This is a genomic window from Legionella beliardensis, from assembly GCF_900452395.1.
Lineage (GTDB): Bacteria > Pseudomonadota > Gammaproteobacteria > Legionellales > Legionellaceae > Legionella_C > Legionella_C beliardensis.
Genome location: NZ_UGNV01000001.1, coordinates 2,459,410 through 2,481,286, shown reverse-complemented (window position 1 = coordinate 2,481,286; position 21,877 = coordinate 2,459,410). Strand labels below are relative to the sequence as shown.

Sequence of the window (21,877 nt, the reverse complement as noted above, 5' to 3'; positions counted from 1 at the left end):
TTATTGACCTGCAAGAGCGCACCGAGTATTATTTGCGCTCTGTCCTAGGACGGGTCTTCGGGGTGTAGCGCAGTTTGGTAGCGCGCCTGCTTTGGGAGCAGGATGTCGGGGGTTCGAATCCCTCCACCCCGACCAATATAATTGCGCCCGTAGCTCATTTGGATAGAGCATCGGCCTTCTAAGCCGAGGGTAGCAGGTTCGAGTCCTGCCGGGCGTGCCAGCCTTTGTGCAGTATTCAATTGTATATAATAAGTGAATTTTAAGTTATAGTTATGGTGAGCGTAGCTCAGTTGGTAGAGCCCCGGGTTGTGATCCCGGTTGTCGTGGGTTCGAGTCCCATCGTTCACCCCATGTTTCAGATTATCAATCTTCTGTGCTTTGCATTTTGCTTAACTCTTTACAAAGCCACTATACTGTTTGATAATTCCACCCTGCTTGCGAAAGTGGCGGAACTGGTAGACGCGCTGGATTTAGGTTCCAGTGGGGTAACCCGTGAGAGTTCGAGTCTCTCCTTTCGCACCATTCATGACAATTTCCAAGAGGTGACTAGATGCAAGTTTCTGTTGAGACCTTGAACGGTTTGGAACGTAAGGTAACAGTTTCGGTACCTACCGAGAAAGTTGAAGAGGAAGTTAATCTTCGCCTTCGCTCATTAGCCCGTAAAGTAAAAGTGGCTGGCTTTCGGCCTGGCAAAGTCCCTATGAACATTGTCCAAAGCCGCTATTCTGATAGCGTTCGAGAAGAGGTCGCACGGGAAATGGTCCAGTCAACTCTATATGAGGCGTTACAAAGCAATGAATTAATCCCTGCTGGCGCACCGTATATTGAACCTGAACAATTAGAATCGGGTAAAGATTTTCGTTATAGCGCTATCTTTGAAATATTTCCTGAAATTAAAATTAAAGAATTAGAAAATCCTAAAATTGAACTGGTTCGTGCTGAAGTTAAGGACAGCGATGTGCAAGCCATGCTGGATAAGCTGCGCGAGCAAAATAAAGAGTGGCAAGAAACCTCAAAGCCTGCAGCCAAGGATGATAAAGTCGTCATCGATTTCGAAGGATTTTTAGATGATAAACCTTTCGACGGTGGCAGTGCTAAAGATTACGAATTAATCCTTGGCTCTAACTCAATGATTCCTGGATTTGAAGACCAAATCATTGGTGGAAACGTTGGTGAACCTTTCGACATAAAAGTTAAATTTCCTGAAAGTTATAACCACCAAGATTTAGCTGGTAAAGAAGCTCTATTTAAAATTACTATTAAAAAAGTATTAACAGGCGAGCTACCTGAACTAAATGATGAGTTTGCTGAAAAATTTAATATTAAAGAAGGTGGATTAGAGGCATTAAGAAAAGATATCAAAGAAAACATGGCGCGTGAACTTGAGCGGCGTGTGAATTCTATGAATCGGGAACGTATTTTTGATAAATTATTGGAAATCAATCAATTTGATTTACCAAAAGCATTAGTTGATCAGGAAATTGAGCATTTAAAACATGATATGTATCATCGCTTATTTGGTCATGAACATTCAGATAATGAACAAATACCAGATTTCCCTAGAAATCTTTTTGAAAAACAAGCTAACCGTCGTGTCCATCTTGGTTTATTGTTGTCTGAATACATCAAGCAACATAAATTAGCCGCTAACAAAGAGCGGGTTGATGCAATGATTGATAAGCTAGCTAAGGCTTATGAAAAACCTGAAGAGCTTCGTAACTGGTATTACAGTAAGAAAGAAAACTTAGCTGAGATTGAAGCGTTAGTAACGGAAGAGTTGGTAGCTGAGAAGATTAGTGAACATGCTAAAATTATAGAAAAAGATCAAAGCTATGATGAAGTCATGAATTCTCAAGCTAATCAAAAGGAAGAGGAAGAAGGTGTCTCCCAAGAGGAAAAGGGTGAATAACATGAATCATTTCAATACACCAATTAAAAATGCCAGTGGCCTTGTGCCAATGGTTATCGAGCAAACTTCTCGTGGTGAGCGTTCTTATGATATCTACTCTCGCCTGCTAAAAGAGCGAATTATTTTTCTTTTAGGTGAAGTAGAAGATCATATGGCTAATTTAGTTGTTGCTCAACTATTGTTTTTAGAGTCTGAAAACCCTGAAAAAGATATATTTTTATATATCAATTCGCCTGGCGGTGTGGTAACAGCAGGGTTAGCCATTTACGATACAATGCAATTTATTAAGCCTGATGTAAGTACTTTATGTATTGGGCAAGCGGCAAGCGCGGCAGCGTTATTACTTTGTGCTGGTGCTGATGGCAAGCGTTTTTGTTTGCCTAATTCGCGGGTTATGATTCATCAGCCATTAGGTGGTTATCGTGGGCAAGCAACGGATATTGAAATCCATGCTCGAGAAACCTTAGCTATAAGAGAGCGCTTAAATAGTATTATGGCTAAACATTGTCGCAAGACGCCTGATCAAATTATGCGCGATACTGAGCGTGATAACTTTATGAATGCCACACAAGCGCAAGAGTATGGCCTAATTGATCAAGTTCTTTATGATCGTGCAAGTTTAGCCTAATTGGGCTAAACCTTGCTATAATGCTAATTGCTGGAAATAAAATAAGACATTTACTAAACTTTAACGTTTACTTGTAGCAAAGTAAAAGACTTCAGTTTAAACAATGTCTATAATGATTTCTGGCATAGTTTATTTGCCTAACATTTGTTATCCTAGTCATCGGATCCTAAAAATAGTTAGGTCAGAAAAATGAACTATTTACTGAACATGTGACAAAACAATTCGAAAATGCGCATTTTAGGATTTAATTGCGGTAAGCCATTTTGATAGTTTAGTTTTAGAGGCAACTTAAACGTGGTGTAACTCTAAGTCCAAAAACGATGTTTCAAAATAATACTAAGAAAATCAAACGTTAAATAAAGGAAACTAAGCGATTTAAACATAGTTGCTCAATTTAATAAAAATCAAATTTATTATAGTTAATTGAATTTATAGAAGTTCAGAGAAGGTATGAGCAACCTGCTTAGTTGAGAGTTATACTTAGCAAGAAAGATTAAATTTATTTTTTACATTGCTTGTATATGTTTGGCAGTAAGAAAGGGGTTGATAAATGAGTAAAACAAGTAGAGGCGATGGTGACAAAGTCTTGTATTGTTCGTTTTGTGGCAAGAGTCAGCATGAAGTAAAAAAGTTAATTGCTGGGCCTTCAGTATTTGTTTGTGACGAATGCGTTGAACTTTGTAATGACATTATTCGCGAAGAAAATCAAGAAACTACCGAAAATACTCAAACTCGTTTGCCCACACCGCGAGAAATAGCAAGTTTTCTTGATGAATACGTGATTGGCCAGCCACATGCAAAAAAAGTACTCTCAGTGGCAGTTTATAATCACTATAAGCGCCTGCAACATAAAACCGAAGACGGTATTGAATTAGGAAAAAGTAATATTTTACTTATTGGACCAACAGGTAGTGGTAAAACGTTATTAGCACAAACTTTAGCACGCTTGTTAAATGTACCCTTTACCATGGCAGATGCAACAACACTAACTGAAGCAGGCTATGTAGGCGAGGACGTAGAAAATATTATTCAGAAGTTATTACAGAAATGTGATTATGATGTTGATAGGGCGCAGCAAGGTATTGTCTATATTGATGAAATAGATAAAATTTCGCGTAAATCAGATAACCCATCGATTACTCGCGATGTATCAGGTGAAGGTGTGCAACAAGCCCTATTAAAATTAATAGAAGGAACGATTGCATCAGTACCGCCACAAGGTGGTAGGAAGCACCCGCAACAAGAATTTTTACAAGTTGATACCTCTAATATATTATTTATCTGTGGCGGTGCTTTTGCAGGTCTTGAAAAAGTAATTCGTGAGCGTAGTGATAAATCAGGCATTGGTTTTGCAGCGCAGCTTAAAAATCAAAAAGATACCAAAGAAAATGAAAAAGTTTTAGAATTATTAGAATCAGACGATTTAGTAAAATATGGATTAATTCCTGAGTTTGTAGGCCGTCTACCGGTGATTACAACCTTAAAAGAACTCGATGAAGAAGCATTAATCGATATTTTAACTAGACCTAAAAATGCTTTAACTAAGCAATTCTATGCTTTATTTAAAATGGAAGGTGTAGAGCTTGAGTTTAGAGAAGAAGCATTGCGACAAATTGCGCAAAAAGCATTAGCAAGAAAAATAGGAGCACGTGGATTGCGTGCAATACTTGAAAATATTCTTTTAGACACCATGTATGATCTGCCCTCTTTAGAAGGCATTAAGAAAGTGGTAATCGATGAAAATGTAATCACCAGTTCTGGGAAGCCTTTATTAATTTTTGATGGTGATGAAATAAAGCAATCTGCTGCTGGCGGCGAATAGAGCTACTTCATTAATTTGTGGTGGCTAAAAAGCTGCCGCAATTTGTTTGCGCTATGCAGGCTTTTCCAATTACTCCAATATAAGCTGTAAGAAAGATGTCGTTATTATTATAGATAAGCGTTTGATATTTTACATAAAATGCTTAAAGATAAGTTTATGTGAATGTAAACTATCTAAAAGATAGAGAATATCCAATGGGATTATCGTATGTGATTAAGGACTTATTATGTCTAACAAAAGTGAATTAATGACAAATGAAGGTGATATTCAATCACCTTTACCGGTTTTACCTTTAAGAGATGTTGTTGTTTATCCGCATATGGTTATCCCTCTTTTTGTTGGCCGTGAAAAGTCAATTAAAGCGTTAGAAGCCGCCATGGTGGAAAACAAGCAAATTTTTTTAGTTGCTCAGCGAAAATCAGCACATGATGATCCTTCTGCAGAGGATGTCTATACTGTTGGTACTATATCAAGTGTACTGCAATTACTAAAATTACCCGATGGAACGGTTAAAGTCCTCGTTGAAGGTGAACGCCGCGCACATGCTAAGCATTATTCTGTAGAAAAGGGCTATCTTGAGGCCTTTTTAGAAGCCGATGACGAAGTGAATGAAGCATTAACTTCGCAAGAGATTGAAATTTTAATGCGCTCATTAATGTCGCAATTTGAACAATATATCAAGTTAAATAAAAAAATACCCCCTGAAGTTTTAGGATCATTAGCAAGCATTGAAGAGCCAGGCAGATTAGCGGATACCATTGCGGCTCATTTAAGTCTTAAAGTCGAAGACAAGCAAGAAGTGTTAGAAATTAAAGATGTAGGCGCAAGACTTGAGCGTTTAATGGCTGCCTTAGAAGGTGAAATTGATCTACTGCATGTAGAAAAACGCGTTCGTGGGCGAGTTAAGCGCCAAATGGAAAAGAGCCAACGCGAATATTATCTCAATGAGCAAATGAAGGCCATTCAGAAAGAATTAGGTGAACTTGGTGGTGAAGAAGGCAATGAAATTGAGCAAATGGAAAGCTCTATTAATAAAGCGGGTATGCCAAAAGAGGCCAAAGAGAAAGCATTATCTGAATTGCAAAAATTAAAAATGATGTCACCTATGTCCGCAGAGGCAACTGTTATCCGGAATTATTTAGACTGGATGCTTACTGTGCCATGGAAGAAGAAAAATAAAATTCAATTTGACTTAGAGAAAGCGGACAAATTACTGGATAAAGAGCATTACGGGCTTGAAAAAGTAAAAGCACGAATTACCGAATATTTAGCGGTTCAGCAGCGTGTGAAACGTGTTAAAGGCCCTATTTTATGCCTAGTTGGTCCTCCAGGCGTAGGTAAAACGTCATTAGGTCAATCCATTGCTAATGCCACAGGCAGAACGTTTATTCGAATTGCCCTAGGTGGTGTACGCGATGAAGCAGAGATACGGGGTCATCGCCGTACGTATATTGGTTCAATGCCTGGAAAGATTATTCAGAAACTTTGTAAAGCAGGGGTGAAAAATCCTCTGATTATGCTTGATGAAGTGGATAAAATGGCCATGGACTTTCGAGGCGATCCGGCATCTGCTTTATTAGAAGTACTTGATCCTGAACAAAACCATACCTTTAGCGATCATTACCTAGAAGTTGATTATGATTTAAGCGATGTCATGTTTATTGCTACTGCTAACTCATTAGAAATTCCAGCACCATTATTAGATAGAATGGAGGTAATCCGTCTTCCTGGTTATACCGAAGATGAAAAAGTTAATATTGCTGAAACGTATCTTGTACCTAAACAGATTGTATTAAATGGCTTGAAGAATGATGAAATCACTTTCAGTGAAGGTGCTATTCATGAAATTATACGCCACTATACACGTGAAGCAGGGGTACGAAATTTAGAGCGCGAAATTGCAAGTATTTGCCGGAAGGTCGTAAAGGAAATTTTAACTAGCAAACGCACTAAAAAAATTACAATTACCCGCAATAATGTAGAAAAGTACTTAGGTGTAAAAAGATTCCGCTATGGGCTTGCAGAACAATATGATCAAGTTGGTCAAGTCACGGGCTTAGCCTGGACGAGCGTAGGTGGTGAGCTGTTGATTATCGAAGCATCAATGATGACAGGTAAAGGTAAAACTACCCATACTGGCCAATTAGGGGAAGTGATGCAAGAGTCAATACAAGCGGCTATGACTGTTGTGCGCGGACGCTCAAAATCATTGCATATACCAGATGATTTCTATGATAAGAAAGATTTTCATATTCATGTTCCAGAAGGAGCGACCCCAAAAGATGGTCCAAGCGCCGGGATAGGTATGTGCACAGCCCTTGTATCAGTACTTACCCAAATTCCTGTACGGGCAGATGTAGCCATGACAGGCGAAATTACCTTACGGGGCCAAGTATTGCCTATTGGTGGTCTAAAAGAAAAATTATTGGCGGCTCACCGCGGCGGTGTTAAGCATGTAATTATCCCTGATGAAAATAAAAAAGACTTAGATGAAATTCCAGATAATGTGTTGCGTAAATTGAAAATACACCCAGTAAAAACCATTGATGAGGTTTTAGGAATTGCGTTGCGCGAAAATCCATTTCATAAAGAGAGTAATTTGACTGAAAATGAAACAGTAACAGCAAAATCAAGCGAAAAAAATGAAAATAATGATTTACAGGATCATTAATACCGGGTATATTTCACACCGTTGCCGCTGATATGACTGCATACTAGCGGGGTTTCAAGGATGTGACTGTGACTGCTTGACTGAGGTTAATGATTTTGATTAAATCATCTCTTCAAGAAAAGGATGAATAACTGGATAGGGGAAACGATGAATAAGAGTGAATTGGTAGATGCAATTGCAAGCGGAACAGGCTTAACAAAAGCTGATACAAGCCGTGTTCTTGAAATGTTTATGTTAACTGTGACAGACGCTCTTAAGGGCGGCGATCAAGTTGTGTTACCAGGCTTTGGATCTTTCTCAACTGGTAATCGTTCTGAAAGAGAAGGAAGAAACCCACAAACGGGTGAGAAAATTAAGATTAAAGCATCTCGAGTTGCCAGGTTCAAAGCTGGTAAATCTCTTAAAGAAGCTGTACAGGAAGCGTGATTTACCGGGTGCTTAGCTCAGCTGGGAGAGCATCGCCCTTACAAGGCGAGGGTCGTAGGTTCGATCCCTACAGCACCCACCAAGAATTGGAGTGGTAGTTCAGTTGGTTAGAATACCGGCCTGTCACGCCGGGGGTCGCGGGTTCGAGCCCCGTCCACTCCGCCAAGTTAACGCGCCCTAGGGCGCGTTTTTTTTACCTGCTACGCTTACTTTTATTTTCTTAATAATTTACTATTACTGATTAAGCATTATTGTGGTACGTTAGCTTAATAAGAAATAAACGATGTAGAAAAGGAATTCCTAAGACTTAAAAAATTGTCTAGTGAATTGTTTTAATAGTCAAAGGTGAGCATAAGGCAGAGGCCTAATGTTTGTATCAATTATGGAACTTTAGAATATGTTGCAGAAGCTAAACGAACGCATACAAGGTGTCATAGCTTGGGTAGTTATTATTCTTATAGCAGTAACCTTTACTCTGTTTGGAGTTGATTATTACATGCAGTCACACCACGTGTCAGATGCAGAAGTGACAGTTAATGATCAGCCTATCAGTAAACAAGCATTTGAAGTAAACTATCGAAGAGCACGTCAGCAGCGCGATCCTGCTCAGATGACAGCAGCTAGCGAATCAGCATTAAAAAAACAAGTCTTAGAGGATATGATCGTAAATGAGGTAAGCGTTCAGGCAGCAAGAAATAATGGCTTTGAGGTAAGCTCTGCGCAAGCGAATGCTGCAATTGTTAGTATCCCCCAATTTCAACAAGACGGTCATTTTTCTGCAGAACGTTATCAGCTTACCTTAAGCGGCGCTATGTTCACGCCAGAGTCATTTCAAAAAGAAGTCAGGCAAGGTATGCTATTAAATCAGCAACGCTTTGCATTTATTGGTAGCGCATTTGCTATACCTGCAGAAATTAAACGCTTCGTAAAGCTATACATGCAAACTAGAGATTATGATTATTTACAAATCTCAGCTTCTCTATTTCTTAATAAAGCAGGCATTACTGACGAGCAAATTAATCAATATTATCAAAAACACCCAAAGCAATTTATCGCGCCTGAGCAAGTCACTATTGATTTTGTCCGTCTATCAATGCAAAAGCTGCGAGATACTATAAAAGTAAATGATGAAGCGATTAAGCGTTATTATAATGATAATCAGAATAATTTCTTAAATCCTGCACAATGGAAGGTTGCACATATCCTTTTTGCTTTAGCCAAAGACGCTGATAGCGATGTGCAGGCTGAGGTTAAGCAGAAAGCTGAAGAGGCCTATCAAGCTTTGCAAAATAATCCTGCTCAATTTACACAATGGGTTAAAACAATGTCTGCTGATAAGCTATCAGTACCAAGCAACGGTGAGCTTCCCTGGATTGTTGCTGGACAAACTGAATTTGACAAGGCATTGTCTAATTTAACGCAACCTGGGCAAATTTCTGAGCCTATTAAGACTTCAAATGGGTACGAAATTTTTAAATTGGTTGCCTATAAGCCAGCAACACTGAAACCACTAAATGAAGTAAACGCAGAAATAGCAGCTCAGCTTAAAACGGAGATGGCCCAAACTAAGTATGCGCAGTTATTAGAGCAGCTCACTGATTTAAGCTATCAAACACCAGACTCATTGCAGCCTGTTGCTGAAGAACTTAAGTTATCTATAGAAAAAACTGAGCCTTTTTCCCGCGATGGCGGCCAAACTGATATCACTAAAAATAAACAAGTTATAAATACTGCTTTTAGCCATGATGTTTTAGTTTTAGGCAATAACAGTGAGCCTGTGCAGCTAGATAATGATAATGTGATTGTACTGCGTGTAGCACAACATATCCCAGCAGCAAAGAAACCTCTTGCGGAAGTTAGAGAATCTATTATTAACAAACTTGCTTTACAACGAGCTGAGTTAAAAGCAAAAGAGTTAGGATCAACGCTGCTAACTAATAAAGATAATACTCCATCAGACGTGGTTGATGCTAAACACTTAGTTTGGCATGAGGTTGCGCAAGCAACACGCGATACTGATAAAGCGGACGCTATGATCAATGATTTGGCCTTTAGTTTAGCAAAGCCAAATAGCCAAGATGGGCGCCGCTTAATGAATGGTGATTATGTCATTGTAAGGCTGAAGAAAATTAACGATGGTCAATATAGCTCACTTGACAAGGAACAGCGTTCAAGCTTAGCTCAGCAAATAGAGGCTAGCTATGGTTTAATGGACTATGATTTGTACATTAACAGTTTAGTTAGTAACGCTAAAATCAATAGACATCCTTAAAATAATAAGGATTTAGCCAATTACTTTAGCTAAATCCTTATAAAATCCATATTGTTACCCCTGGCTGCAGTCAAGCTGTGGCCTCAACTTAGCAAATTTTATCAATTTGCCTGCAAATTTATCAAATCAACCTAAGTATAAAAGCCTAAACCAGATGTGCCATCTATTTCTTATTCTAGAGAAATAGGAGAGCAATTTGATAAAGTTAACAAGTTTACTGTCAAACTTAAGTTGACGCTGCAAAATTGCACTGGTATAAAGGACGGGCAAATTTTATTGCTTACTGACTGAACTGTAGCAAAGGAGCAAAAAATGACAAAAAGATTCACAGACAACCAGTTGGCTCAGCTCTACTTGAATATGGCAAAAGATTATCATGATTGTTCAGATAGAGGTTATGCATTGGCTGACATTCACCAACATATTTATTCTAAGCTTTATTATTCCTTAAACGATCCTATTAGCTCTCTATATGAATTAGATCCACAAGAAAAACAACGAATCTGGGCTGTTTATTATGCTTTTGTTAATAGCACGCCTGCATATAGACACCAATGTCACTCTTTTGAGCAGCAAAACCAATTTTGGGCGGGCTTTAGGCCTAATACGATGCCTCTCGTTGTGATTGAGCCACGCCATCGTTACTGTGCACATGATACCTTATGGGATTGGCTGTTGCTTAGTTCCGTCATGAATTCTATAAATAGGAATCAATCGGGGTATTATAATCGACATCATCATGGACATGAGAATAAAAATGGTAATGCATTACTGCTTTTATTACTACTAGCCTTAACAACATTTGCTGTAGCAGCTAGTGCTATTGCTTTATATTATATATTGAATTCATTTTTAAACAGCACTGAGCGACTCATTCATAATGAAGGCCAGCTTCGGGCGGCAGTTACTATAGCATCTATTCTAGGCGGTGCTGCAGGAGGCGCGCTATTTGGCACTTTTATTGCCTCAATGCCTATCATTATGTTTGGTATTGCAGCAGGCCTTAGTAACCCTGTTGGCCTTGCTATCACAGCGGCTGTTTGTTTAACCATTCTTGGGGCAGCCGCTGCATGTGGTTTAACACAATTCATTCAGAATAAAGTTATTCAACATCAAAATAAAGACGCATTAGACCCCAGAGATCCAGTTCGTTATTCACTATCACCCAGTGAAGAAGAGAATTTAATTGAGAAAGGGTATGATATTTATACAGTCAAGCTAGCTCTTGTTGCCTTACGAGAAAAGATAGGCAAAGAAACGCCATCTTTTTTAAACCGCATGTTTACGGAAAAAGGAAAAACTAAGCAGCAATACCTTGAGCTCATTCGCCAAATTAAGAAAGGTAGCATTGAAGCTTCTTACGTGGAAGTGGATGATATGCGCTTTGATTTTGCAAGGGCTAATCCGTACGCGGTGAGTTTAGATAACAGACATGGTCATGTTACTAGTAGTAATTACCCATACCCTACAACGCAAACCACACACGCTTTATTTATCCCGCCTGCTGCTTACATTCCAGGTTATCAGCAAAACTTTAATCCATCAGCTCCCCCAGCAGACCATATTCCTAAATTAGACTATGAGCATGGTGGGCCATTATATCCAAGCTTAGGATAGTATTGCAGTTTAATAATTTTGATTGGGCCTTAAGAGGCCCAATTACTTTTCTCTGAATAGGTACAGCGTTTAACTAAGTAGTGAAACAGCATTTACTCAAGATTTGACATCGCAACAGCATGATAGCCTGCATCGACATGAACAACTTCTGCTGTAATGCCTGAGGCCAGATCAGAGCATAAAAAGGCAGCCGTATTACCAACTTCCTCTGCAGTGACATTGCGTTTTAAGGGGGTTGTTGCTGCATAAGCACTTTGCATTTTACGAAAATCTTTAATGCCTGCTGCTGCCAATGTTTTAATAGGGCCTGCCGAAATGGCATTAACACGAATACCTCGTGTTCCTAAGCTTGCCGCGAGATAACGTACTGAGGCTTCAAGGCTTGCTTTGGCAATACCCATGACGTTGTAATTAGGAACCGCCTTTTCAGCACCATAGTAGCTTAACGTTAGAATGGAGCCATTAGTATCTGTCATTAAAGGTAGGGCAGCCTTAGCCAAACCAACTAGGCTGTAGGCGCTAATATCATGGGCAATATGAAAGCCCTCGCGAGTAGCGCATTCAATGAAATCGCCACTAATTTGATCAGCAGGTGCAAAAGCGACTGAATGAATTAAACAATCTAGATGTGACCAATGAGTGCCTAATTGTTCCATCACGGCATGAATCTCTTGATCATTAGCAACATCACATGGAAAAGTAAGCGTTGAGTTAAATTCAGCGGCCATGTTTTCAACCCGCGAGCGTAGCTTTTCGTTTTGGTAGGTAAAGGCAAGTTCTGCGCCTTGCTCATGAAACGCTTTAGCAATACCGTAAGCAATAGAACGATTACTTGCTAAACCAATAATTAATGCTCGTTTACCACTTAAAAAACCCATAGTGCAACCTCCTTAACGCTTATAATAGTAAGATTAATTGGCCTGATGTGCAGCAAGCAGTTCGCGCATTTTTGCTTGAATCATATCAATAGCAATGCGATTTTCACCGCCCCTAGGCACAATAATATCAGCGTAACGGCTTGAAGGTTCAATAAATTGCAGGTACATAGGCCGGACTGTGGTTTCATATTGATGAACAACCGATTCGAAAGAGCGATGTCTTTCAACTACATCGCGTTTGAGTCGACGCGTTAAGCAAATATCTAAGGGGGTAGACATAAAAATTCGAATATCCATCGTCTCGCGAAGATCTTTATCAGTAAATAATAAAATACCTTCTAAGACAATGATGGCATGTTGGCCTATACGACGTGTTTCCGGCAAACGAATATGTTTTGAATGTGAGTAAATAGGTATTTCAACCGTTTCGCCTTTTTGTAAACGCTTAAGGTGATCACAAAGCAAGGCATGATCAAATGCGTTAGGGTGATCATAGTTGATTTTTTCTCGCTCTGCTAAAGGCAGATGGCTATTATCTTTATAATAGGCATCCTCAGAAATAACAACAACTTGAGCAGAACCGAGCTCATTGACAATAGTATTAGCAAGAAGGCTTTTTCCTGACGCCGAAGGGCCGGAAATACCAATAATAATAGGTAGTGTGCTCATATTAAATGGATTCAAAACTTTGGCCAAATGGTAAACGCTTATGATAAAAAATTCAATCTTAAGTGGCGAGTTTCTGTTTTAAATAGAAAAACTATTCTATCGAGCGAAGCAATCCAGTTCGAGCAATGAACAGCGCTTAAGCCTGGATTGCTTCACCTTTACTGCATAAAGGCTCGCAATGACGCTTAGAATTTACCTATTGCGTTTTAGTAAAACATACAAAGCACCAGAGCCCCCATCTCTAGGCAGCGCACTATGAAAAGCAATCACTGAAGGAACTTGTGGCAACCAGTGATTGACTAAATTTTTAAGCACCGGTGGCTCACCGTTCTGACTGCCTTTGCCATGAACAATTAATATGCAGCGATGATTTAATGCGATTTCTTGTAAAATAAACGTAACTAAACTATCTTGTGCTGCCTCGATTTGGAAGCCATGTAAATCCAATTTGGATTGCCAGGGTATTTTGCCCTGTTTAAGTTCTCTTAAACGTTTAGCCGGAATATTTGAACGACAGAAAGAAAGCGTAGATTGAGCTTGGACTTCATGAGTATAATAATTAGATAAAAAAATAGTACTTTGATTTAATGTCGGTTTATTGACAATTGTGGTTTGAGTTGCTGCTTTTTGATGCGATCGCTGTGCTTTAACAACAAGGTCTTGCTCAATCATGTTGCTTTTTTTTAAAGGCTTTACTGCCTTCACAGCTTCACGAAATAAAGCTTTATCCTCATCAGATACTTCTTTAGGCATGAACAAACTTGCAAAAAATTAAACTATTATGAAGTATATCGTATTTAAAAGCATTAGAACGCAACCTATGGTCGTTTAAATTTATAAAAACCGAGGATAGAAAATTTAATTTATATGCAATATGATTTAATTTTTTTCAATAATTAGGATAAAACAAACAATGGCTTCAGTTTATGATGATGTCATGCAATTAAACACAATTGCTGATTTTTTACGATTTGGCCTGACCCAGGCAAATAGCCATGATCTTTATTATGGGCATGGTACCGATAACGCATGGGATGATATTCGTTCTTTGATTCTAGGTAGTCTAGCGCTGCCATTTGATGTTGAACCCTTCTTGTTGCAAACACAGCTAACCACGCCTGAAAAGCAGTTACTGGCTCGGCAGTTAGAAAGACGTATTGAAGAACGTATTCCTGTACCTTACCTGACTAAACAAACCTATTTTTGTGATTTACACTTTTATGTAGATGAGCGGGTGTTGATTCCTCGCTCGCCAATAGCCGAACTCATTGAAAGGCAATTTTCTCCCTGGGTTGATCCCTTTAAAGTTGACCGGATTTTAGATCTATGTACTGGAAGTGGGTGTATTGCTATTGCTTGTAGTTATGCTTTTCCGCACGCCATAATCGATGCGGTGGATTTATCTGAAGAAGCGTTACAAGTAGCTACAATAAATTGCCAACGTCATCAGTTAGACGGCATAGTTAATTTAATTCAATCAGATTGTTGGCAAAATGTACCGAAAGAGCGCTATGATATCATTATATCTAATCCACCTTATGTAGGGGATGCAGAAATGCTAACCTTGCCGCCTGAGTATTTACATGAGCCTGACATGGCATTAAGAACGCCGTCTAATGGCTTGGCAATTGTTAATGAAATCCTGTCTCAGGCGCATAATTATTTAGCTAAGGATGGGGTTCTAATCGTTGAGGTTGGTAATAGTGAAGAAGAGCTAGTTAAGGCATACCCTGATTTATCTTTTACCTGGCTTGAGTTCGAAAATGGTGGGCAGGGTGTCTTTTTGTTAACAGCCCAGCAATTAAAAGACTATTTTGCATCTTAAGGGTAACTATGAGCGGCAACACATTTGGTAAATTATTTACAGTAACAACGTTTGGTGAGAGCCATGGCAAAGCACTGGGTTGTATCATCGATGGTTGCCCACCGGGGCTTGCGCTGTCAGAAGAAAGAATTCAGCCTTTTTTAGACAAGCGCAAACCCGGGCAGTCTAAATATACAACTCAGCGCCGTGAAGAAGATAAAGTTGAGCTATTATCTGGTGTTTTTGAGGGCTTAACGACAGGAACACCCATTGCTTTAATCATTCATAATAACGATCAACGAACAAAAGATTATGATGACATAAAGGATTTATTTCGCCCAGGCCACGCCGATTTTACTTACCATCACAAATATCAGCATCGTGATTATCGAGGCGGTGGTCGTTCATCGGCTAGAGAAACGGTAGCACGCGTTGCGGCTGGTGCTATTGCTCGCCTTTTTTTACAAGAGAAGCTTGGGCTAACAATTACCGGCTATTTAAAGCAAATGGGCTCGCTTAGCTTAGATTTTAAGGATGCGCAAGAAATAAATAATAATGCTTTTTTTTGTCCCAATAAAGACCAAATTGAGGACTTAGCAAACTACATTGATAACTTACGGCGTCAAGGCGATTCAGTTGGTGCTCGTGTTAATATCTATGCCGAAGGGATGCCAATTGGCTTAGGGGATCCTGTTTTTGACAAATTAGACGCAACCTTAGCTTACGCCATGATGTCTATTAATGCAGTAAAGGCGGTGGAAATTGGTGCAGGTTTTGCATCTATTACCCAATTAGGGAGCGAGCACCGTGATGAAATAAGAAAGGAAGGCTTTTGCAGTAATAATGCTGGTGGTGTATTAGGCGGGATTTCAACTGGACAACGACTTGAAGTAAGCATTGCCTTAAAACCAACATCAAGTATTGTAAAACCTGGAAAGACAATTAATCGTTATGGTGAAGAAGTAACAGTAATCACTAAAGGCCGACATGATCCATGCGTTGGTATTCGTGCAGTTCCCATTGCTGAAGCGATGATGGCTCTAGTATTAATGGATCATTTTTTAAGGCATAAGGCGCAAATCGTGGATATTGCAAGGAAACGCTAGTGATATTATGAGTTAGCCTGGGTGAAACGAAGTGAAACCCGGGCTTCGGTCTGCGGACCTACACCCAGGCTACCTCTCTGCCAGGATGTAGATACTGTGGTCAAGCGACGGCATTTCATAGTTAGGGAAGATACACCGGAAAATGCATTATCGCGGCTCGATTAGAAAATTTAGTAAGGTAGTATGCAGTAGGGATACTATGGTCCAATTATGGTGTTTTGAGGTCGTGTAGGTAAATAAAGAAAAAACGAATTACCGCGGCTTGACCGCGGCATCCATCGAGGTGGTAATAAGTACGATGGATACCGTATAGAGATTAGGTAATTAAATAAAAACCTATAAACAAGAGGCTACTTATGAGTAAATTATTGAATGTTGCTGTCGTAGGCGCAACAGGTGCCGTAGGGGAAATGATAATAAGCGTATTAGAAGAGCGAAATTTTCCAGTAAATAATCTTTATCCACTGGCTAGCGAGCGCTCTATTAATAAGACAGTTACTTTTAAAAAAAAGGTTTTTGATGTATTAAACCTAGCAACATTTAATTTTAGCCAGGTTGATATTGCTTTATTTTCAGCAGGCGCATCTGTATCAAAAACTTATGCCCCTATTGCCGTCAATGCAGGCTGTATTGTTATCGATAACACATCATGCTTTCGTTATGACGATGAGATTCCTCTAGTTGTACCAGAGGTTAATGCGCATCGTATTGGTGACTATCATAAGCGAGGTATTATAGCGAATCCCAACTGTTCAACCATTCAAATGGTGGTTGCTTTAAAGCCAATACATGATGCGGTAGGCATAAGCCGTATTAATGTAGCAACTTATCAATCAGTTTCGGGCACTGGAAAAAAGGCTATTTCTGAACTAATATCACAAGTGGGCGAGTTACTTAATGGTCGTCCAGCTGCAGCATCTGTTTATCCACAGCAAATTGCATTTAATGCACTTCCCCATATCGATGAATTCTTAGAAAATGGTTATAGCAAAGAAGAAATGAAAATGGTATGGGAAACTAAGAAAATCATGGAAGATGATACTATTCGGGTAAACCCCACGACAGTACGGGTTCCTGTTTTGTATGGGCATTCAGAAGCAGTTCACTTAGAGTTAAAAATGCCATTAAGTGCAGGTGATGCGCGCAATATCTTGCGTAGCGCACCAGGTATAAAGGTAGTCGATGACCTGGCGAAATTAGAATATCCAACAGTAATCACGCATGCCATTGGCCATGACGATGTGTTTGTAGGCCGTATTAGAGAAGATATCTCTCATCCCTGCGGGCTTAATATGTGGATAGTTGCTGATAATATTCGCAAAGGGGCGGCAACAAATGCAATTCAGATTGCAGAAATTCTGCAACTTGAACATTTATAACATATAATGTGAATATGAATGAAATAGATGACGAAATTAACCTACCAGTAAGCTTGCAATCTGACAAGAGAAGATTGCTTTATTTAAAAAACAAGGAACTCAAAAAAAGCTCAGAAAAAAGCCAAAGTGGAATTTTAGGTAAACTTTCTGAGCGGCTAACGGGCAGAAAGAGAAAAGCTGTCGCCTCTGGCAAAGAAGCATCAACAGCTGTACCTAAGCGCAGCTTAATTAGGCGGCCAATTAGTGTTTCATCAAGCGCGTTACCTGATGTCGGCCGGCTTGATATCCCAACTAATCTATCTGACAGAGAAACAACAAGAAAAAGAAAAGCTTCTATTTTGGGTGAAGATACCCCAGAAATGGCACGCAAAAGACGTTTAATTGAACAAGATGGCCACCGACAATTAGCTAAGGTTCACGCAAGGGAACATAGTGCAGAAGAGGATAAACCAGCGCCAGAAGGTGAGTTACAAAATTCAATTAAACAGCATCCCTGGTTAGATGCCCAGCGGTTTGATGGCATTGATCCTAACCTAAATCCTGAACCTCCCCTTAATACCGCTGCCCGGCGCGAATACGATAACGAACGGCGTGAGCAGGAAATGGAAAAACAGTTGCGTTTAGGTAATATGCCGAAATTTTCTACAGCGCCTAAACCCGGTCTTAAATAATGTGAGTTCGACATCAACGCTAGGGAATAGCGTTTGTCGCTAAACGAACGTTAACCCGTAAAATGCGAAGCTTTGGTACGGGAGCTAGATTAAAATAGTTTGACATAGAGGCTATGGAATAGTGTTGGTGTCGCTAAACTTACGTTAAATAGAGGCGAATTCTAAATGACTATAGCCAATGATATAATTTCATGTCGCATGCCTGATTTCGATTTTTATATCCGTGCAGGTGAGTCGCTTGATGACATTGATGAGTATGGTTTTACGGCACTTATTGAGTGTGCAATAACAAGGCAGATCCCCATTGCACAAGAATTACTGGTGCGTGGTGTTAATGTAAATAAACCTGATGTGACAGGACGAACGCCACTGCATTGGGCGGTTGATAATAACGATTTAGATCTAGCACGACTTTTACTAGAGCGCGGCGCAAATCCTAATGCTTATACCAGCTCAGGTATGTCAGTGTTAGTTTATCCTATTTTAAGAGCCCAAGAGGCCATGAAGCATTTGCTCTATCAATATGGGGCAAAACTTGATTTTGCCTTAGATTTTATTAATGCCAAGCTAATAGGGCATCGCTATGAGTTACAAGGTGATGTAGATATTGTTAATGCCGAGGGAGAATTTGTTGAGCTAGATTTTGAGGGCTTTATTTTAGAGTTTACTGTAGCCATGATTAAAGATTCGCTACGGCGATTTGTAAGTAGCTATTCAACGCGTCATTTACGTGAGCATTTCCCTTATATTCAATATACGATGGATGCTTTAGAAATAGCGGCAGAGCTTTTGAAATTACAGCATCAGTTCAATTTAGACCAGCAAGGGAGCCATCTAGAACAGCTTATTAAAGCCCCCTTACTTATCTTGCCTGCGGCAAGCCGTGGCCATGCGATGTGCTTTATTAAATACCATGCCTGGTGGGCAAAAATAGATAGAGGGGAAAATAGTTTAAAAGAAGGAAGTGTTAATATTTATAAAATTAGCCGTCCTGAGATGTTTAATATCAGCTTCTTACGTGAATTTCTCTATAAAAAGCAACCCAGACGTTATTTTCATCAAACGATTAACCAGGAATTAGGTTTAGTGCATGCCGCTCAAATACCAATTAGTTCTCAAATTAGTGGTAATTGTTCCTGGGCAAATGTGCAGGCTGTTGTTCCTGTAGCTTATGCATTACAAGCATTAATTCAAGCTGATGAATTTGCCGTTTCTAAAGCCTTAATGATTTATGATAATTGGGTTGAGTGGGATAAAGACAGGGCTCTGGATGAAGCCATACAACGTTTTTATCAAGCTAATCGTTTACGCCAAGCAAGCATCGCTTCCATGCTAGGTACTGTCCTTTTTCAAGCCTGTGATGATGAGAAGGCTCATCATGTTGAGCGGGCAGAAAAAATTCTAACCATTCTTACATTGCCAGATTACTATTATATTTTAAAAAGCTATCTTGAGATTTATTGTGTAAGACGATTAACTAGGCGAGGTAACAATCTTTTAAAATTATTAGATGATTGCGGAGTAAATCCAAATATTGGTGTCACACCTATAGCCACAGGACTAGAGGATTAGCTTTCCATGCCTATTTTCTTGTTAGCTGCCTTACCTTGCTTTTATTCTGAAGTAAGGTAGGTTGAACACAGTATCCATATTATTACAAAGAAAGGTAGCCTGGGTGCAGGTGCGCAGAACCGAAATCCGGGTTTCACTTTGTTTCACATGGGCTACTTTTTTGGGTGGAGTACGAGGTATAGATACCGTGGTCAAGCCACGGTATTTCGATAGAATGGAAAGAAGTCAAAGAAAAAACGAATTACCGTGGCTTGACCACGGTATCCATAAGGTAGGAAATTATTTTTCTGACTCTTTGTTATTGACTACTTGTTCTTTTTTTTTGATTAAATCAGGCTTAAGTGGAATGACGCGGCTATTATGATGTTGCTGGTGAGGCGTATTCTTTTTACGATGAGAGCCCGAAGTTTGGCGCTGTTGATTTGAGCCGCTGCTGTTGCCACTGCCACTTGGGCGTCGACGTCTTGAATTCTGGCTACGTTTTTCATTATTTTTGTATTGCTTTGTTTTTGTATTACTGGATTGCACAACTTTTTGCTCACTACTAGTACTTTCTACTTCACTGGTAGGCCCAAAAAGACTACTCCACAAGCGCTTAATAAAGCTTGTTGTAGGTGTTTTATTCGCTTGTAGCGATGCAAAAGATTTCACCGCAGGCTCATCTTGTTTAACAGATTCATTACCGGCACGTATAACATCCAGCTCAGGTTGTTGGATTAGCGTATAGCTAGGCTTTTTATTCTTGCCTATATTATCTTCTTTAAGGCGCGTAATATTGTATTGAGGGCGATGCATATAAGGGTTAGCTATAATTAATACGCAAACCTTATGTCTTTTCTCAATATTTAGAATGAAATCCCGTTTTTCATTGATAATAAACGTGGCCATTTCCACAGGTAATTGAACTTGGATTTCAGCTGTTTTATCTTTTAATGCTTCTTCCTCAATGAGACGGATAATAGAAAGGCTATGTGATTGAATATTGCGTACCGTACCTCTGCCCTCACACCGTGGACATACTTCTTGTGCCGCTTCTCCTAAAGATAAGCGTAGGCGCTGACGGGACATTTCTAATAAACCAAATCGTGATATACGTCCTACTTGAATACGTGCCCGATCAGCTTTAAGTGCCTCTTTAAGGCGATTTTCAACATCCCTTTGATTTTTTCCTGAGCCCATGTCAATGAAATCAATAACAATTAAGCCGCCTAAGTCTCGTAAACGTAATTGGCGAGCAATTTCATCGGCTGCTTCTAAGTTAGTATTTAACGCGGTTGCCTCAATATCAGTACCACCTGTAGCTTTTGCAGAATTAATATCAATAGAAACAAGTGCTTCAGTACGATCAATAACAAGAGAGCCACCTGAAGGTAGGAGAACTTCGCGCTGATAAGCTGTTTCAATTTGGCTTTCAATTTGATAAAAATTAAATAAAGGAACTGGGCTATTGTATAATTTTACATTCGATAAAAAGTCGGGTTTAACTTGTTCAATGTATTGTTTAGCTTTGACATAAGAAATCTGGTCATCGATGATAATTTCAGAAATTGATTTACGTAAATTATCTCGAATAGAGCGAATAATAACATCACCCTCTTGATGTATAAGGCAAGGTGCCATTTGATTGGTATAAGCATAGCGAATCGCTTGCCATTGATTACATAGCATGTCTAAATCTGCTTGTAATTCATCCTGGCCTTTGCCAACGCCTGCGGTGCGAATGATAAGCCCCATACCTTCAGGAAGCTGTAAGGCATTTAAGGTTTCTCGTAGTTCATCCCGCTCATCCCCTTCAATACGGCGTGATATGCCACCTGAATTGGGATTATTAGGCATTAAAACTAAGTAGCAGCCTGCTAAAGTAATAAAAGTAGTTAAAGCAGCACCTTTATTTCCGCGCTCTTCTTTATCTACTTGAATTAATAATTCTTGTCCTTCGCGAATTAAAGCAGTAATAGGTGGTCTTTCGTCACCAAAATCTTGTGGATTTTTACTTAAGTATTCAGGTGCTATTTCTTTAAGTGGTAAAAATCCTTGCCGCTTAGCACCATATTCAACAAAAACAGCATCAAGGCTAGGTTCACGACGAGTAACGACTGCCTTATAAATATTTCCTTTCTTTTTAACTTCTGAAGGACAATCGATATCTAAATCGTATAAGTGATTGTCTTTAACTAAAGCAACTCGAATTTCCTCCGATTGAGTCGCATTTATTAACATTTTTTCCATTACAAACCCCAATAAGGGCACAACTCTTAAGTATAGACAGTCGAAGGCTATCTTATTTAGTATATGCTAAATCTGTTAATTTTCTGATGTTTGCATTTTTTAAGGTTTAGCCAATGCTTGGATAATTTATGCTTTATGTTATGTTGAAAGCGTCATCATCGTATTATTCATTGCCATCAAACCTCAAAAAAAACTCTAGCAGTATTTAAGTATAATGGTTCGCT

General features: G+C 39.4%; 16 protein-coding genes and 6 tRNA genes. 18 read left to right on the top strand and 4 right to left on the bottom strand.

Annotated features, from left to right (window positions below; genetic code table 11):
- Positions 1-58: 58 nt before the first annotated feature.
- From DYE47_RS10935 to DYE47_RS10875, 13 genes are all read left to right on the top strand, one after another.
- A tRNA-Pro gene (locus tag DYE47_RS10935) sits at positions 59-135 on the top strand.
- An 8-nt stretch (positions 136-143) separates the two neighbouring features.
- Positions 144-220: transfer RNA gene (locus DYE47_RS10930), tRNA-Arg, on the top strand.
- Positions 221-275: 55 nt separating this feature from the next.
- Positions 276-351: transfer RNA gene (locus DYE47_RS10925), tRNA-His, on the top strand.
- Between the two features lie 86 nt (positions 352-437).
- Positions 438-522: transfer RNA gene (locus DYE47_RS10920), tRNA-Leu, on the top strand.
- 28 nt (positions 523-550) lie between these two features.
- Positions 551-1,909 carry a trigger factor gene (gene tig, locus DYE47_RS10915; RefSeq protein ID WP_115303314.1) on the top strand — a complete coding sequence of 453 codons (1,359 nt, stop codon included), beginning with the start codon at positions 551-553 and terminating at the stop codon, positions 1,907-1,909.
- 1 nt (position 1,910) lies between these two features.
- Positions 1,911-2,537, top strand: a complete 627-nt coding sequence (clpP, locus tag DYE47_RS10910; RefSeq protein ID WP_115303313.1) for an ATP-dependent Clp endopeptidase proteolytic subunit ClpP — start codon at positions 1,911-1,913, stop codon at positions 2,535-2,537.
- A gap of 550 nt (positions 2,538-3,087) precedes the next feature.
- A complete protein-coding gene (clpX, locus tag DYE47_RS10905; protein WP_115303312.1) occupies positions 3,088-4,359 on the top strand; it encodes an ATP-dependent Clp protease ATP-binding subunit ClpX in 1,272 nt (423 codons plus the stop codon).
- 247 nt (positions 4,360-4,606) lie between these two features.
- A complete protein-coding gene (lon, locus tag DYE47_RS10900) occupies positions 4,607-7,030 on the top strand; it encodes an endopeptidase La (protein WP_423202360.1) in 2,424 nt (807 codons plus the stop codon).
- Positions 7,031-7,177: 147 nt separating this feature from the next.
- Complete coding sequence (locus DYE47_RS10895; protein ID WP_115303310.1) at positions 7,178-7,456, top strand: HU family DNA-binding protein; 279 nt, start codon at positions 7,178-7,180, stop codon at positions 7,454-7,456.
- A 6-nt stretch (positions 7,457-7,462) separates the two neighbouring features.
- Positions 7,463-7,538: transfer RNA gene (locus tag DYE47_RS10890), tRNA-Val, on the top strand.
- Between the two features lie 6 nt (positions 7,539-7,544).
- Positions 7,545-7,621 (top strand) — tRNA-Asp (locus tag DYE47_RS10885).
- Positions 7,622-7,853: 232 nt separating this feature from the next.
- Complete coding sequence (locus DYE47_RS10880; RefSeq protein WP_115303309.1) at positions 7,854-9,728, top strand: SurA N-terminal domain-containing protein; 1,875 nt, start codon at positions 7,854-7,856, stop codon at positions 9,726-9,728.
- Positions 9,729-10,040: 312 nt separating this feature from the next.
- A complete protein-coding gene (locus DYE47_RS10875; protein ID WP_115303308.1) occupies positions 10,041-11,345 on the top strand; it encodes a hypothetical protein in 1,305 nt (434 codons plus the stop codon).
- A 92-nt stretch (positions 11,346-11,437) separates the two neighbouring features.
- Here DYE47_RS10875 and DYE47_RS10870 read toward each other — a convergent pair whose 3' ends face one another.
- The 3 genes from DYE47_RS10870 to DYE47_RS10860 form a co-directional block, all read right to left on the bottom strand.
- A complete protein-coding gene (locus DYE47_RS10870; protein WP_115303307.1) occupies positions 11,438-12,223 on the bottom strand; it encodes an enoyl-ACP reductase FabI in 786 nt (261 codons plus the stop codon).
- A 33-nt stretch (positions 12,224-12,256) separates the two neighbouring features.
- Positions 12,257-12,892 carry a uridine kinase gene (gene udk, locus DYE47_RS10865; protein WP_115303306.1) on the bottom strand — a complete coding sequence of 212 codons (636 nt, stop codon included), beginning with the start codon at positions 12,890-12,892 and terminating at the stop codon, positions 12,257-12,259.
- Positions 12,893-13,084: 192 nt separating this feature from the next.
- Positions 13,085-13,645 carry a Smr/MutS family protein gene (locus tag DYE47_RS10860; protein ID WP_115303305.1) on the bottom strand — a complete coding sequence of 187 codons (561 nt, stop codon included), beginning with the start codon at positions 13,643-13,645 and terminating at the stop codon, positions 13,085-13,087.
- A gap of 160 nt (positions 13,646-13,805) precedes the next feature.
- On the opposite strand from DYE47_RS10860, the gene prmB reads away from it, so the two are divergent.
- The 5 genes from prmB to ankH all read left to right on the top strand — a co-directional run bounded on the left by prmB (position 13,806) and on the right by ankH (position 19,424).
- Complete coding sequence (prmB, locus tag DYE47_RS10855; protein WP_115303304.1) at positions 13,806-14,717, top strand: 50S ribosomal protein L3 N(5)-glutamine methyltransferase; 912 nt, start codon at positions 13,806-13,808, stop codon at positions 14,715-14,717.
- Positions 14,718-14,725: 8 nt separating this feature from the next.
- Complete coding sequence (aroC, locus tag DYE47_RS10850) at positions 14,726-15,802, top strand: chorismate synthase (RefSeq protein WP_115303303.1); 1,077 nt, start codon at positions 14,726-14,728, stop codon at positions 15,800-15,802.
- A gap of 356 nt (positions 15,803-16,158) precedes the next feature.
- Positions 16,159-17,181, top strand: a complete 1,023-nt coding sequence (locus tag DYE47_RS10845; RefSeq protein ID WP_115303302.1) for an aspartate-semialdehyde dehydrogenase — start codon at positions 16,159-16,161, stop codon at positions 17,179-17,181.
- Between the two features lie 14 nt (positions 17,182-17,195).
- Entirely contained in the window at positions 17,196-17,852 is a 657-nt protein-coding gene (locus DYE47_RS16230) for a hypothetical protein (protein WP_176579713.1), read from the top strand.
- A gap of 165 nt (positions 17,853-18,017) precedes the next feature.
- Positions 18,018-19,424 (top strand): Dot/Icm T4SS effector AnkH/LegA3, encoded by a 1,407-nt coding sequence (gene ankH / locus DYE47_RS10835; protein WP_115303301.1) that lies wholly within the window; start codon positions 18,018-18,020, stop codon positions 19,422-19,424.
- Between the two features lie 279 nt (positions 19,425-19,703).
- On the opposite strand, the gene DYE47_RS10830 is transcribed toward ankH, so the two are convergent.
- Positions 19,704-21,653: an Rne/Rng family ribonuclease gene (locus tag DYE47_RS10830; RefSeq protein ID WP_165482039.1), complete on the bottom strand. Its 1,950-nt coding sequence runs from the start codon at positions 21,651-21,653 to the stop codon at positions 19,704-19,706.
- Between the last annotated feature and the right edge of the window lie 224 nt (positions 21,654-21,877).

What these genes read in the sequence shown, in the direction of transcription:
- DYE47_RS10875 (WP_115303308.1), top strand. Translation starts at nt 10,041, where the DNA reads ATGACAAAAAGATTCACAGACAACCAGTTGGCTCAGCTCTACTTGAAT.
- DYE47_RS10845 (WP_115303302.1), top strand. Translation starts at nt 16,159, where the DNA reads ATGAGTAAATTATTGAATGTTGCTGTCGTAGGCGCAACAGGTGCCGTA.
- prmB (WP_115303304.1), top strand. Translation starts at nt 13,806, where the DNA reads ATGGCTTCAGTTTATGATGATGTCATGCAATTAAACACAATTGCTGAT.
- lon (WP_423202360.1), top strand. Translation starts at nt 4,607, where the DNA reads ATGACAAATGAAGGTGATATTCAATCACCTTTACCGGTTTTACCTTTA.
- DYE47_RS10895 (WP_115303310.1), top strand. Translation starts at nt 7,178, where the DNA reads ATGAATAAGAGTGAATTGGTAGATGCAATTGCAAGCGGAACAGGCTTA.
- DYE47_RS10860 (WP_115303305.1), bottom strand. Translation starts at nt 13,645, where the DNA reads ATGCCTAAAGAAGTATCTGATGAGGATAAAGCTTTATTTCGTGAAGCT.
- clpP (WP_115303313.1), top strand. Translation starts at nt 1,911, where the DNA reads ATGAATCATTTCAATACACCAATTAAAAATGCCAGTGGCCTTGTGCCA.
- aroC (WP_115303303.1), top strand. Translation starts at nt 14,726, where the DNA reads ATGAGCGGCAACACATTTGGTAAATTATTTACAGTAACAACGTTTGGT.
- clpX (WP_115303312.1), top strand. Translation starts at nt 3,088, where the DNA reads ATGAGTAAAACAAGTAGAGGCGATGGTGACAAAGTCTTGTATTGTTCG.
- DYE47_RS16230 (WP_176579713.1), top strand. Translation starts at nt 17,196, where the DNA reads ATGAATGAAATAGATGACGAAATTAACCTACCAGTAAGCTTGCAATCT.
- DYE47_RS10880 (WP_115303309.1), top strand. Translation starts at nt 7,854, where the DNA reads ATGTTGCAGAAGCTAAACGAACGCATACAAGGTGTCATAGCTTGGGTA.
- ankH (WP_115303301.1), top strand. Translation starts at nt 18,018, where the DNA reads ATGACTATAGCCAATGATATAATTTCATGTCGCATGCCTGATTTCGAT.
- DYE47_RS10830 (WP_165482039.1), bottom strand. Translation starts at nt 21,653, where the DNA reads ATGGAAAAAATGTTAATAAATGCGACTCAATCGGAGGAAATTCGAGTT.
- DYE47_RS10870 (WP_115303307.1), bottom strand. Translation starts at nt 12,223, where the DNA reads ATGGGTTTTTTAAGTGGTAAACGAGCATTAATTATTGGTTTAGCAAGT.
- udk (WP_115303306.1), bottom strand. Translation starts at nt 12,892, where the DNA reads ATGAGCACACTACCTATTATTATTGGTATTTCCGGCCCTTCGGCGTCA.
- tig (WP_115303314.1), top strand. Translation starts at nt 551, where the DNA reads ATGCAAGTTTCTGTTGAGACCTTGAACGGTTTGGAACGTAAGGTAACA.